The organism is Streptomyces sp. NPDC057854, from assembly GCF_042797055.1.
Lineage (GTDB): Bacteria > Actinomycetota > Actinomycetes > Streptomycetales > Streptomycetaceae > Streptomyces.
In genome coordinates this window covers 204,233-215,714 of record NZ_JBHVMF010000014.1, presented here as the reverse complement: position 1 = coordinate 215,714, position 11,482 = coordinate 204,233, and the positions used below count along the sequence as shown (strand labels likewise).

Annotated in this window: 14 protein-coding genes and 1 pseudogene; 5 read left to right on the top strand and 10 right to left on the bottom strand. The window is 74.2% G+C overall.

Going from position 1 to position 11,482, the window contains the following annotated elements:
• The 3 genes and pseudogenes from ACFVQZ_RS21555 to sigE all read right to left on the bottom strand — a co-directional run.
• Positions 1 to 264 (bottom strand): annotated as a pseudogene (locus tag ACFVQZ_RS21555) (protease); the annotation flags it as partial.
• A gap of 76 nt (positions 265 to 340) precedes the next feature.
• Complete coding sequence (locus tag ACFVQZ_RS21550) at positions 341 to 1,198, bottom strand: zf-HC2 domain-containing protein (protein ID WP_030496000.1); 858 nt, start codon at positions 1,196 to 1,198, stop codon at positions 341 to 343.
• The gene (gene sigE / locus ACFVQZ_RS21545) at positions 1,195 to 1,953 is read right to left on the bottom strand and encodes an RNA polymerase sigma factor SigE (RefSeq protein WP_078868384.1); all 759 of its coding nucleotides are present in this window, start codon (positions 1,951 to 1,953) and stop codon (positions 1,195 to 1,197) included. Before sigE ends, ACFVQZ_RS21550 begins: the two co-directional genes overlap by 4 nt.
• Before the next feature lie 142 nt (positions 1,954 to 2,095).
• On the opposite strand from sigE, the gene ACFVQZ_RS21540 reads away from it, so the two are divergent.
• Positions 2,096 to 2,761, top strand: a complete 666-nt coding sequence (locus ACFVQZ_RS21540) for an O-methyltransferase (protein WP_030496002.1) — start codon at positions 2,096 to 2,098, stop codon at positions 2,759 to 2,761.
• A gap of 91 nt (positions 2,762 to 2,852) precedes the next feature.
• Here the strand turns inward: ACFVQZ_RS21540 and ACFVQZ_RS21535 are convergent, their stop codons facing one another.
• Complete coding sequence (locus tag ACFVQZ_RS21535; RefSeq protein ID WP_009997451.1) at positions 2,853 to 3,020, bottom strand: DUF3117 domain-containing protein; 168 nt, start codon at positions 3,018 to 3,020, stop codon at positions 2,853 to 2,855.
• A 311-nt stretch (positions 3,021 to 3,331) separates the two neighbouring features.
• Here ACFVQZ_RS21535 and ACFVQZ_RS21530 point away from each other — a divergent pair, with 311 nt between their 5' ends.
• On the top strand, positions 3,332 to 4,135 hold the full coding sequence (locus tag ACFVQZ_RS21530) for an enoyl-CoA hydratase/isomerase family protein (RefSeq protein ID WP_383624922.1): 804 nt from the start codon (positions 3,332 to 3,334) through the stop codon (positions 4,133 to 4,135).
• 15 nt (positions 4,136 to 4,150) lie between these two features.
• On the opposite strand, the gene ACFVQZ_RS21525 is transcribed toward ACFVQZ_RS21530, so the two are convergent.
• Together ACFVQZ_RS21525 and ACFVQZ_RS21520 are read right to left on the bottom strand one after the other, a co-directional pair.
• On the bottom strand, positions 4,151 to 4,735 hold the full coding sequence (locus ACFVQZ_RS21525) for a DNA-3-methyladenine glycosylase I (protein WP_383624919.1): 585 nt from the start codon (positions 4,733 to 4,735) through the stop codon (positions 4,151 to 4,153).
• Positions 4,732 to 5,076: a DivIVA domain-containing protein gene (locus ACFVQZ_RS21520; RefSeq protein WP_383624916.1), complete on the bottom strand. Its 345-nt coding sequence runs from the start codon at positions 5,074 to 5,076 to the stop codon at positions 4,732 to 4,734. Before ACFVQZ_RS21520 ends, ACFVQZ_RS21525 begins: the two co-directional genes overlap by 4 nt.
• A 121-nt stretch (positions 5,077 to 5,197) precedes the next feature.
• Between ACFVQZ_RS21520 and folP the strand changes: the two genes are divergently transcribed.
• Positions 5,198 to 6,058 (top strand): dihydropteroate synthase, encoded by an 861-nt coding sequence (gene folP, locus ACFVQZ_RS21515; RefSeq protein WP_383624913.1) that lies wholly within the window; start codon positions 5,198 to 5,200, stop codon positions 6,056 to 6,058.
• Between the two features lie 67 nt (positions 6,059 to 6,125).
• On the opposite strand, the gene ACFVQZ_RS21510 is transcribed toward folP, so the two are convergent.
• On the bottom strand, positions 6,126 to 6,875 hold the full coding sequence (locus ACFVQZ_RS21510) for a TIGR00730 family Rossman fold protein (protein ID WP_030496007.1): 750 nt from the start codon (positions 6,873 to 6,875) through the stop codon (positions 6,126 to 6,128).
• 81 nt (positions 6,876 to 6,956) lie between these two features.
• The gene (gene dapE, locus ACFVQZ_RS21505; RefSeq protein WP_383624908.1) at positions 6,957 to 8,060 is read right to left on the bottom strand and encodes a succinyl-diaminopimelate desuccinylase; all 1,104 of its coding nucleotides are present in this window, start codon (positions 8,058 to 8,060) and stop codon (positions 6,957 to 6,959) included.
• A 29-nt stretch (positions 8,061 to 8,089) separates the two neighbouring features.
• Between dapE and ACFVQZ_RS21500 the strand changes: the two genes are divergently transcribed.
• Together ACFVQZ_RS21500 and ACFVQZ_RS21495 are read left to right on the top strand one after the other, a co-directional pair.
• Positions 8,090 to 8,992 (top strand): hypothetical protein, encoded by a 903-nt coding sequence (locus tag ACFVQZ_RS21500; protein WP_030496009.1) that lies wholly within the window; start codon positions 8,090 to 8,092, stop codon positions 8,990 to 8,992.
• 347 nt (positions 8,993 to 9,339) lie between these two features.
• Entirely contained in the window at positions 9,340 to 9,789 is a 450-nt protein-coding gene (locus tag ACFVQZ_RS21495; protein ID WP_030496010.1) for a hypothetical protein, read from the top strand.
• 124 nt (positions 9,790 to 9,913) lie between these two features.
• Here the strand turns inward: ACFVQZ_RS21495 and dapC are convergent, their stop codons facing one another.
• Positions 9,914 to 11,011, bottom strand: coding sequence for a succinyldiaminopimelate transaminase (gene dapC, locus ACFVQZ_RS21490; RefSeq protein ID WP_030496011.1), 1,098 nt, complete (start codon positions 11,009 to 11,011; stop codon positions 9,914 to 9,916).
• A gap of 93 nt (positions 11,012 to 11,104) precedes the next feature.
• Entirely contained in the window at positions 11,105 to 11,425 is a 321-nt protein-coding gene (gene fdxA / locus ACFVQZ_RS21485) for a ferredoxin (protein ID WP_015035968.1), read from the bottom strand.
• Positions 11,426 to 11,482 lie beyond the last annotated feature (57 nt).

Sequence of the window (11,482 nt, the reverse complement as noted above, 5' to 3'; positions counted from 1 at the left end):
GGGCGCGGGCACGGCGGGCGTCGCGGGCGCGGGCGCGGCGGCGGGCACCGCGGGGTCCGCCGCGGCCGCCGGGGCGGGCTGCTTCGTCATGTCGACCTTGGGGGCGGCGGGCGCCTCCGCGGCCGGCTCCGGCGCGGCGGACTCGGCCGGGTCCGGAGCCTGGAGGGGGAAGTCGTCCTCCTCCGCCGGAGGCGGCGTGGGTATCCGCGCCGCCTCCGGGGGCGTCGAAGGCCGGCTCCACCAGTTCGGCTTCCCGTCGTTCATGCTCTCCCCGCTACCGCTGACCCGTGGGCGCCCCGGGCGTCGGGCGCTCTGACCGAGGATTCAACCAGGTCGGGGGTCAGCGGTGGGAGCCCGGCGGAGTACCCGGCGGGCTGGGGGCCGGGCTCGGCACCGGACCGGCGACCGGCCGGAGAGCGGGGGCCGTCGGGCGTATGAACGGCGAGAGGGCGAGGAGCGACGGCGTCTGGGCCGCCCGGAGCCGTACCGCCGCGACCGGGCCGGCGCGGTCCACGTCGGCGGGGGCCGCCCCGGTGGGCACGGTGCCGGCGGGGACCAGGGGGGCGCCGCCGATCGACTGCGCGCCGCCGGCGGACCGCTCGGAGCGGTCCGAACGGCCGGTGGCCACGCCCGCCGCGCCGGGCCCCGCGGACGCGCCGGCGCGCAGCGGGGTGACCGCGCTGCCGGTGCCCTGTCCGCCGCGGGCGGCGGTGGTGAGGGAGCTCTCGGCGGGCAGCGCGCCGCCGAGGGCGATGGCCGCGAAGGAGACGGCTCCCGCGGCGGCGACGGCGAAGCGCCGGCCCCGGCCGGACGGGGTGACGGCGTGGACCCGGAAGCCGGTGGAGGCGCCGGGGTCGGCAGGCCGCACGGTGGCGAAGCCGTCGCTCTTCACGCCGCCCGCTTCGAGGAGCTGTTCCAGCGGCGAGCGCCCCGGGTCGCCGGGCCCGCCGGGACCGCCGGGGAGGCCCTGGAGACGGGCGAGGAACCCTTCGGAGGGCTGCGGGGCGCCGCTGGAGGCGAAGACGTTCTTCAGGGCGCGCTGCGCGTCGGCCTCGGCCTTGCACCGGGCGCAGGTCGCCAGGTGGGCCAGGACCCGCTCGCGGGCGTCATGGCCGAGCTCGCCGTCGACGAGCGCGGCGAGCCGGTCCCCGAGGTGGTGCTCCGCGGGGCTCGGGGACGGAGGACGGGTGCCGCTCACGCTGTCCCGGCCTCCCATCCGACGGTGGCCAGGGCGCGCTCGGCGCGGGCCTCGGGCGAGCGGTGCTTGAGCGCCTTGCGCAGGTGGGAGCGGCCGCGGTGGATCCGGCTGCGGACGGTGCCGAGCTTCACGCCGAGGGTCGCGGCGATCTCCTCGTACGACAGCCCCTCGATGTCGCAGAGGACGACGGCGGCGCGGAACTCGGGCGCCAGGGTGTCGAGGGCCTGCTGGACGTCGGCGTCGAAGTGGGTGTCGTTGAACACCTGCTGCGGGGAGGGCTCACGGCTGGGGAGCCGCTCGGCGGCGTCGTCGGCGAGCGCGTCGAAGCGGATGCGCTGCTTGCGGCGGACCATGTCGAGGAACAGGTTGGTGGTGATGCGGTGCAGCCAGCCCTCGAAGGTGCCGGGGGTGTACGTCGACAGCGAGCGGAAGACGCGGACGAAGACCTCCTGGGTGAGGTCCTCGGCGTCGTGCTGGTTGCCGGTGAGGCGGTAGGCGAGGCGGTAGACGCGACCGCTGTGCGTGCTGACGATCTCCTCCCAGGTGGGCGGAGTCCACGCCTGCGATTCCGCATCCGAGGCGAAGGTCGCGGTGGTCGGTGCGGTGGCAGTGCGGTGGCTCTGGTCAGCGGTGTCGGTCACGGATTTCGGCTCACCCGCCGACCTGAGGAGGCGTCGGAACGCCCCTCTCCGATCCACAGGCGCAGCCGCACCTCCCCTATCGGCTCTGGTGGTGTCCAGTGGAGCCCCTACCATAGCCACCTCGCCCGTTAGCTCCGGATAAGAATCTTTACGCGCATTTGAATCGGGGTCGCCCGCGGGTCCCCGTGCGCGTCCCTCCCCTGGTGAACGCCCGGTCCCATCTGCGGGTTCCCGCTGACAGCGGATACAGTCACCGTTGCGCCAACTAAGGGGACAGGAGAGGGCCATTACCGCCAACCGGCAGACCGACTGGGCGCTCGCCGACGCCTTCGTCCCCGAGGACGACGCACTGCGCTGGGCCCGGGAGCGGGCCCGGGAGGCGGGGCTCGCCGCGGTGTCGCAGGGCACGGGTGCGGCGCTGCGTCTGCTGGCGGCGTCGGCGGACGCGAAGGCGGTCGCCGAGATCGGTACGGGCACCGGCGTGTCGGGGATCTACCTGCTGCTGGGGATGCGTCCGGACGGCACCCTGACGACGGTGGACGTGCAGCCGGAGCACCAGCAGTTCGCGAAGACGGCGTTCCGGGCGGCGGGTTTCGCCGGCAACCGGGCGCGGTTCATCCCGGGCCGGGCCCTGGACGTGCTGCCGCGGCTCGCGGACGGCGGGTACGACCTGGTCTTCTGCGACGGCGACCGGGCCGAGTACCCGGACTATCTCGCTGAATCGTTGCGCCTGCTGCGACCTGGGGGTCTGGTCTGCTTCGAGGGCGTCTTCGCGGAGGGCCGCACGGTCGACTCGGGGGCCCAGCCGGCCGAGGTGCAGCGGGTCCGCGAACTGCTGCGGACGGTCCGGGAGAGCGCGCAGCTGCTGCCGACCCTGCTGCCGGTGGGCGACGGGCTGCTCTGCGCGGTCCGGCGCGGCTGACCGCCGCGGGTCCGGCGCGACCGCGCCCCGGTACACCGCTGCCCCGGACGGCGGGGCCGTACCGGGGCAGCGGGCAGGAAAACGGGGAGGGTCAGCCGACGACCTTCTTCAGGGCGTCACCGAGAGCCTCGGCCTCGTCCGGGGTCAGCTCGACCACGAGCCGACCGCCGCCTTCGAGCGGAACGCGCATGACGATGCCCCGCCCCTCCTTGGTCACCTCGAGCGGGCCGTCACCCGTCCGCGGCTTCATGGCCGCCATGCTCGTTCCCCTTCCTGAAACCAGCTCATCTTCAGCCGGGCAGCTCCGTGGTGCGGAGCACGCGTCGCCGGCTTCGAACACATTGCTTCCAGGTCATTATCCCGCATCGCAGGACCCGATGACCAACATCGATCCGCATCGCTTCCGCAACGCGCTCTCGCAAAACCCCACATTTCGGCGGCGGGCCTGCGATACTTCGCCGCCGCGGGTCGCCCGGCCGGCTCCGATTCTTTGACGCAGCTCACATGGGCGGTCCGGGTGATCTCCGTCATGCTGGGCGGACCAGCCGACGCAGAGACGAAGGGGTCCCGATGGCCGACACGGTCCTGTACGAGGTGAGCGACGGGCTCGCCACCATCACCCTCAACCGGCCCGAGGCCATGAACGCGCTGAACGTCGCCGCCAAGGTGGCGCTGCGCGACGCCGCCGAGGCGGCGGCGTCCGACCCGGCGGTCCGGGCGGTGCTGCTGACGGCGGCGGGCGACCGGGCGTTCTGCGTCGGCCAGGACCTGAAGGAGCACGTCGGCCTGCTCCTCCAGGACCAGGAGACCGGCAGCCGCGAGACGATGAGCACGGTCCGGGAGCACTACAACCCGATCGTCCGGGCGCTCGCCGGCATGCGGAAGCCCGTGGTCGCCGCGGTGAACGGCGTCGCCGCCGGCGCCGGCTTCGGCTTCGCGCTCGCCGCCGACTACCGGATCGTCGCGGACACCGCCACCTTCGCCACCTCGTTCGCGGGCGTGGCGCTCACCGCCGACTCCGGGGTGTCCTGGACGCTGCCCCGGCTGATCGGCCGGAGCCGCGCCATGGACCTGCTGCTCTTCCCCCGCTCGATCGGCGCCCAGGAGGCGTACGAGCTGGGCATCGCGAACCGGCTGGTGCCGGCCGCCGAACTGGCCGACGAGGCCCGCAAGCTGGCGCGGAAGCTCGCCGGGGGCCCGACCGTGGCGTACGCGGCCCTCAAGGAGTCGGTCGACTACGGCGCCGACCACTCGCTCGACGAGGCCCTGGAGAAGGAGGACGAGCTCCAGACGCTGGCCGGCGCCTCCGAGGACCACACCATCGCGGTCCGCGCCTTCCTCGCCAAGGAGAAGCCGCGGTACCTCGGGAAGTGACGGGTGCCGGGGCGGCTACCGGCCGCCCCGGGCCACGCAGTCCGTCAGGTGGTCGTCGACCAGGCCGCACGCCTGCATCAGCGCGTACGCCGTGGTCGGGCCGACGAAGCGGACGCCCCGCTTCTTCAGCGCCTTGGCCAGGGCCGTGGACTCGTCGGTGACGGCCGGGATCTCGGCCGGGGTGCGGGGCGCGGGGCGGCGCGCCGGGTCGGGGGCGTACGACCAGATCAGGGCGTCCAGCTCGCCGGGGCCCCAGTCGGCGAGCAGCTTCGCGTTGGCGAGGGTCGCGTCGACCTTGGCGCGGTTGCGGATGATGCCCTCGTCGGCGAGCAGCCGCTCGCGGTCGGCGTCCCCGAAGCCGGCGACGGCCTCGATGCGGAAGTCCGCGAAGGCGCGCCGGAAGCCCTCCCGGCGGCGCAGGATGGTGATCCAGGACAGGCCGGACTGGAAGGCCTCCAGGCAGAGCCGTTCGAAGAGGGCGTCGTCGCCGTGGACCGGCCGGCCCCACTCCTCGTCGTGGTACGTGGTGTAGTCCGCGGCCGACAGGCCCCAGGGGCAGCGCGGCAGCCCGTCGGGCCCGAGGAGCGTCCCGCCGGTCACCGCTCCTCGCCTCGAGCCGCCTCGCCGTGAGCCGTCTCACGCCCGGCCGGTCCGCCCGCGAGGGCCGCCTCCAGCTCCGCGATCCGGGCGTCGCGCTCGGCGAGCTCGGCGGCGAGCCGGTCCAGGACGTCGTCGACGTCCTCCATCCGGTAGCCGCGCGCGGCGACCGGCAGCCGCAGCGCCTCGACGTCCGCGCGGTCCACGGGGCGGCTCAGCGGCAGCGGGTCCACCAGCTGCTCGGGGGCCGCGTCGGGCAGCACCTCGCTGTCGCCGCCGCCGACCACGGCGAGGGTCACGGCCGCGACGACCACGACCATCGTGATGAGCAGAAACCAGAACACCAGCGCGCCTCTCCCGGAGTGGAAAACGTCCCGTGCCGATCGTGCCATGCGCCGCCGACGGTTAGGGTCGCAGACGACTGCACAGGACGCCGTCGACCGGTCGCGAGGGAGGACATAAGGGATGCTGCGCTTGGGACGGCGTGAATTCGGGCCGCACGAGCCGGTGATCATGGCGATCGTGAACCGGACCCCGGACTCCTTCTACGACCGGGGCGCGACCTTCCGCGACGAGCCGGCGCTGGCCCGGGTCGAGCAGGCGGTGGCCGAGGGCGCCGCGATCATCGACGTCGGCGGCGTCAAGGCGGGCCCCGGCGAGGAGGTCACGGCCGAGGAGGAGGCCCGCCGCACGGTCGGGTTCGTCGCCGAGGTCCGGCGCCGCCACCCCGACGTGGTGATCAGCGTGGACACCTGGCGGGCGGACGTCGGCGAGGCGGTCTGCGAGGCCGGCGCGGACCTGCTCAACGACGCCTGGGGCGGCGTCGACCCGCGGCTCGCGGAGGTCGCCGCGCGGTACGGCGCGGGCCTCGTCTGCACCCACGCGGGCGACGCCGAACCGCGGACCCGCCCGCACCGGGTGGAGTACGAGGACGTGATGGCCGACATCCTGCGGGTCACCGTGGGGCTGGCCGAGCGGGCCGTCGCGCTGGGCGTGCGGCGGGACGGGATCATGATCGACCCGGGCCACGACTTCGGGAAGAACACCCGGCACAGCCTGGAGGCCACCCGCCGCCTCGGCGAGATGACCGCGACCGGCTGGCCGGTGCTGGTGTCGCTGTCCAACAAGGACTTCGTCGGCGAGACGCTGGACCGGCCGGTGAAGGAGCGGCTGCTCGGGACGCTGGCGACGACCGCCGTGTCGGCGTGGCTCGGCGCCCGGGTGTACCGGGTCCACGAGGTCGCCGAGACCCGGCAGGTCCTCGACATGGTGGCGTCGATCGCCGGCCACCGCCCGCCGGCGGTCGCCCGGCGCGGACTGGCGTAGGCCGTCCCTTCCGGATCACGGGGGCGGGAAGGGGGAGCCGCGGGGGCTCCCCTCCCCCGGTGGGCGGCTAGCGCCCGACCTCCTTCGTCACCAGCGACACCGCCTCGTCCACGTCGTCCGTGACGTGGAAGAGGAGCAGGTCGTGCTCGGACGCCTTGCCGCCCGCGACGACCGTGTCCTTCAGCCAGTCGACGAGCCCCTTCCAGTACGCGCTGCCGAACAGCACGATCGGGAAGCGGGTCACCTTGCGGGTCTGCACCAGGGTCAGCGCCTCGAAGAGCTCGTCCAGGGTGCCGAGGCCGCCGGGCAGGACGACGAAGCCCTGCGCGTACTTCACGAACATCGTCTTGCGGACGAAGAAGTACCGGAAGTTCACGCCGATGTCGACGTGCTGGTTGAGCCCCTGCTCGAAGGGGAGCTCGATGCCGAGCCCGACCGAGACGCCCTTCGCCTCCCGGGCGCCCTTGTTGGCCGCCTCCATGGCGCCCGGGCCGCCGCCCGTGATGACGGCGAAGCCCGCCTCGACGAGGGCCCGGCCGAGCCGCACCCCCGCCTCGTACTCGGGCGAGTCCGGCCTGGTCCGGGCCGAGCCGAAGACGCTGATGGCGCTCGGCAGTTCGGCGAGCGCGCCGAAGCCCTCGACGAACTCGGACTGGATCCGCATGACCCGCCAGGGGTCGGTGTGCACCCACTCCGAGTCGCCCTCGGTGTCGAGCAGCCGCTGGTCCGTGGTCCCGGGCTGGATCTGGTCCCTGCGCCTCAGCACCGGCCCCAGCCGCTGCTCCTCCGGCTTCGCCATTCCCTCGGGAATGCCCATGGCCTGCTCCCTCCGCCGATCCACGATCTTTCTTCTTGCTGTCGGGTCAGCGTAGGACTCCTGAGGTGACGAAACGCGAAATTACGGGAGACGGGCGGTCAGCCAGTCGCGGAGCCGGGCCTCGCAGTGGCGGATCCGGTCGACGTGCACGTGCTCGTCCCGCTTGTGCGCGTAGATCGGGTCGCCGGGGCCGTAGTTGACCGCGGGCACGCCGAGCGCGCTGAAGCGGGACACGTCGGTCCAGCCGAACTTCGGCATCGCGGTGCCGCCGACGGCCTTCATGAACGCCTCGGCGGCCGGGTGGGAGAGGCCGGGCAGCGCGCCGGGGCTCTCGTCGTCCACGACGAACTCGGCGATGTCGCAGTCCGCGAAGACCTCCCGCACGTGCGCCAGCGCCTGCGCCGGGGAGCGGTCGGGCGCGTACCGGTAGTTGACCGTGACCGAGCAGGCGTCCGGGATCACGTTGGTGGCGACCCCGCCCTCGATCGCGACCGCGTTCAGGCCCTCGTGGTACTCCAGGCCGTCGATGACCGGCTTGCGCGGCTCGTACGCGGCGAGGCGGGCGAGGATCGGCGCGGCGGTGTGGATGGCGTTGGAGCCCATCCAGGAGCGGGCGGAGTGGGCGCGCTCGCCGGCGGTCTTGAGGATCACCCGGAGGGTGCCCTGGCAGCCGCCCTCGACCTGCCCGTCGGAGGGCTCCAGCAGGACGGCGAAGTCGCCCTCCAGCCAGTCCGGGTGGGCGGCGGCGATCTTGCCGAGGCCGTTGAGGTCGGCGGCGACCTCCTCGTTGTCGTAGAAGACGAAGGTGAGGTCGCGGTTGGGCGCCGGCACGGTGGCGGCGATCCGCAGCTGGACGGCGACGCCGGACTTCATGTCGGAGGTGCCGCAGCCCCACAGGACGCCGTCCGCGTCGAGCCGGGACGGCACGTTGTCGGCGATCGGGACGGTGTCGATGTGGCCGGCGAGGACGACCCGCTCGGGGCGGCCGAGGGTCGTCCGGGCGACGACGTTGTTCCCGTACCGGTCGACGGTGAGGTGCGGCAGGGCGCGCAGGGCCTGCTCGATCGCGTCGGCGAGCGGCTTCTCGGTCCCGCTGACGGAGGGGAAGTCGACGAGGGCGGCGGTGAGCGCCGGCCCGTCCTGGGCGAGATCGAGCGGGGTCTCCTGAGCGGTGATGTCAGCCATATGCCGACCCTAACCCGGCCTCCAGTACGGTGGGCCCCGTGTCCGACTCCCCCCGCCCCGCCCGCCGCGGCCGACTCGCCCGTTCGGCCGCCGCTCTCGCCGTCCTGTGCGGCCTCGCGTCGTACATCGCCGTCCACCAGATGACCGGGAGCAAGGGCGCGCCCCGGTGCTCCGTGGGCAGCGGGGACAACCGCTACGAGTTCTCTCCCGAGCAGGCGTCGAACGCGGCGACGATCGCGGCGGTCGGCACCTCGCGGGGGCTGCCGGAACGGGCGGTGACCATCGCGCTGGCGACGGCGCTCCAGGAGTCGGCGCTGCGGAACATCGACCACGGCGACCGGGACTCGCTCGGGCTCTTCCAGCAGCGGCCGTCGATGGGCTGGGGCACGCCGGAGCAGATCATGGACCCGGTGTACTCGGCGGAGAAGTTCTACGAGGGTCTGGAGAAGGTCCCGGGCTATTCGCGGATGCCGCTGACGGTGGCGGCGCAGAAGGTCCAGAAGAGCGGCTTCCCGCAGGCGTACGCGAAGCACGAGCCGGACGCGTCGCTGCTGTCCGCCGCGCTCACCGGGCGGGCCCCGGCGGCGATCTCCTGCACGGCCGACCTGAAGGACGGCCGGTCCGGCGACCCCGCCGTGGTCCGTACGGAGCTGGTGCGTGCCTTCGGCGAGTCCGCCGCGCCGACGTCCGTGTCGGGCGGCGCCGGCGCGGGCCGCTCGGCGGTGGAGCCGGCCGTGCTCGTGCTGCCCGTCCGGGGCGGCGGGGAGCGGCGCGGCTGGGAGCTGGCGCAGTGGGCGGTGGCCCGGGCGGACGCGCTGCGGGTCACGGAGGTCGCGTACGGCGGCAAGGTGTGGCGCGCCGACGACTCGGGCGGCGGCTGGGAGGAGTCCTCCGCCCCCGCCTCCTCGGTCCGGGTCCGCCTCGCCCGCTGACGCACCGGCCTCTCCCCCGCCCCGGCGGGCCCGCCGCGGTGCTCCGCGGACCGGTCCGGCCGGGGCGGACTGTTGTGCGGGCGGTCGCCCGGAGCGGCGATCGGCCGTGTGGGGGAGGTGACGCCGGGGCGGTGCCGCGCGGGGCGGCCGGGAGGCTTGGGGCACAAGAGGAGTGACGGTTCGGCAGCACCTGCCGTACGGCGGCGTTCGTCCGCTTTCCTCCCCACCCGACAATACGACGCGTTACCGATCCTTTACCTTCGGCGCCCGCAACCTTCCCCGCCCCGGGCTCGGTTGTGCAGCCCGCAGACGCAATCGTCCTCACCGTCTCTCGTCGAAGGAGCACCATGTCCCTCCCCCTGACCCGCCGGATCGCCCGCGCCGCCCTGATCGTCGCGGCCGGAGCAGCCCCCGTGGTCGGTGCGGCCGGCTCGGCGAGCGCCCTGGACCAGGGCCTCGCGCCGACCGGCGCGATCGGCGGCCTGACCGCGCTCGACGCGGCCGACGCGGGCTCGGCCGTCGACGGTGCCGCGCGGACCACGACCGGCGTCGCCGGGGCGACCGGCGGCGAGGCCGTCGGCACCGCCGTCCCGGCCGCCGGCAAGGCCGTGGGCGCGGCCGGCAAGACCGCCACCCCGGCGGCCCAGAAGATCGCGGGCGACACCGCGGGCAGCGCCGGCACGGCGCTGGGCGAGACCGCCGGTGCCGCCGCGAAGAGCACCGGCGACACCCCCGCCGGCGGGGCGCTCGGTGGCGCCCCGGCCGGCCAGATGCTCGGCGGCCTGCCCATCGGCTGAGCCGTCGTACCCCTCCGCCGGCTGGTCCCCGCGGTAGGGCGAAGGGCCCGGGCGCACACGCGCCCGGGCCCTTCTTTTCGTGCCGTGACCGGCCGCGCGGTTCGTGCCGTGACCGGCCGCGCGGTCAGCCGAGGCGCTTGACCGCCGCCTCGACCCGCTCGTCCGTCGCCGTGAACGCGACCCGCACGAAGCGGGCGCCCGCCTCGCCGTAGAAGTCGCCGGGGGCGACCAGGACGCCCTTCTCCGCCAGGTACGCCACCGTGTCCCAGCAGGGCTCGTCGCGGGTCGCCCACAGGTAGAGGCTCGCCTCGGAGTGCTCGATGCGGAAGCCGTGCGCCTCCAGCGCGGCCTTCAGGGCGGCGCGCCGGGCCGCGTACCGCTCGCGCTGCTCGGCGACGTGCGCGTCGTCGCCGAGGGCGGCGACGGTGGCGGCCTGGACCGGCGCCGCCGTCATCATGCCGCCGTGCTTGCGGATCTGGAGCAGTTCGCCGAGGACCGCCGCGTCACCGGCGACGAACGCCGCCCGGTAGCCCGCCAGGTTGGAGCGCTTGGACAGCGAGTGGACGGCGACGATCCCCTCGTACGAGCCGCCGCAGACGTCCGGGTGCAGGACCGACACCGGGTCGGCCTCCCAGCCCAGTTCGAGGTAGCACTCGTCGGAGAAGACGAGCACGCCGTGCTCGCGCGCCCAGGCGACGATCCGGGTCAGCTCCTCCTTGGGGAGGACCTTCCCGGTCGGGTTGGACGGGGAGTTGAGCCACAGCAGCTTCACCGCGGCCGGGTCGAGGTCGGCGACCGGGTCGTCGTACACGACCGGCTCCGCGCCGCAGAGCCGCGCCCCCACCTCGTACGTCGGGTAGGCCAGCCGCGGGTACGCCACCTGGTCGCCGGCGCCGAGGCCGAGCTGGGTCGGCAGCCAGGCCACGAGCTCCTTGGAACCGACCACCGGCAGCACGTTCCCGTGGGTGAGGCCCGTCGCGCCGAGGCGCCGCCCGCACCAGCCGGTGAGCGCGTCCCGCAGCGCCGGCGTGCCCCACACCGTGGGATAGCCCGGCGAGTCCGCGGCGGCCACCAGGGCCTCCTGGATCAGCGCGGGGACCGGGTCGACCGGCGTCCCGACCGACAGGTCCACGATCCCGTCGGGGTGGGCCAGGGCGGTCGCCTTGTACGGCTCCAGCTTGTCCCAGGGGAAGACGGGCAGGCGCGAAGAGACTGCGCTCACGGGTTGGCTCACTTCCTCAGTGCGTGCGGCGATACGCGTCGGTCCCGCACGGCGGTGGAGCCGTACGGGACCGGGAGCGGGTGCAACGAAAGATCAGCCGTTCTGCGGCGGCAGGGCGGCGATGAAGGGGTGGTCGCGCTCGATCTCGCCGAGCTTGGAGGCGCCACCGGGCGAACCGAGCTCGTCGAAGAACTCGACGTTCGCCTTGTAGTAGTCCTTCCACTCCTCCGGGGTGTCGTCCTCGTAGAAGATCGCCTCGACCGGGCAGACCGGCTCACAGGCTCCACAGTCGACGCACTCGTCCGGGTGGATGTAGAGAGATCGCTTGCCCTCGTAGATGCAGTCGACGGGGCACTCCTCGATGCAAGCCTTGTCCTTGACGTCGACACAAGGCTGCGCGATGACGTAGGTCACGCTGTCGTTCCTCCTCGGTAGGGCTGGTCTGCGCGGGAGCGCGGTGTCGTCGATGCC

Bases quoted from the DNA above. Each gene is read 5' to 3' on its own strand.
- sigE (WP_078868384.1), bottom strand. From the start codon at position 1,953: ATGGTAGGGGCTCCACTGGACACCACCAGAGCCGATAGGGGAGGTGCG.
- ACFVQZ_RS21535 (WP_009997451.1), bottom strand. From the start codon at position 3,020: ATGGCGGCCATGAAGCCGCGGACGGGTGACGGCCCGCTCGAGGTGACC.
- ACFVQZ_RS21530 (WP_383624922.1), top strand. From the start codon at position 3,332: ATGGCCGACACGGTCCTGTACGAGGTGAGCGACGGGCTCGCCACCATC.
- folP (WP_383624913.1), top strand. From the start codon at position 5,198: ATGCTGCGCTTGGGACGGCGTGAATTCGGGCCGCACGAGCCGGTGATC.
- ACFVQZ_RS21510 (WP_030496007.1), bottom strand. From the start codon at position 6,875: ATGGGCATTCCCGAGGGAATGGCGAAGCCGGAGGAGCAGCGGCTGGGG.
- dapE (WP_383624908.1), bottom strand. From the start codon at position 8,060: ATGGCTGACATCACCGCTCAGGAGACCCCGCTCGATCTCGCCCAGGAC.
- ACFVQZ_RS21495 (WP_030496010.1), top strand. From the start codon at position 9,340: ATGTCCCTCCCCCTGACCCGCCGGATCGCCCGCGCCGCCCTGATCGTC.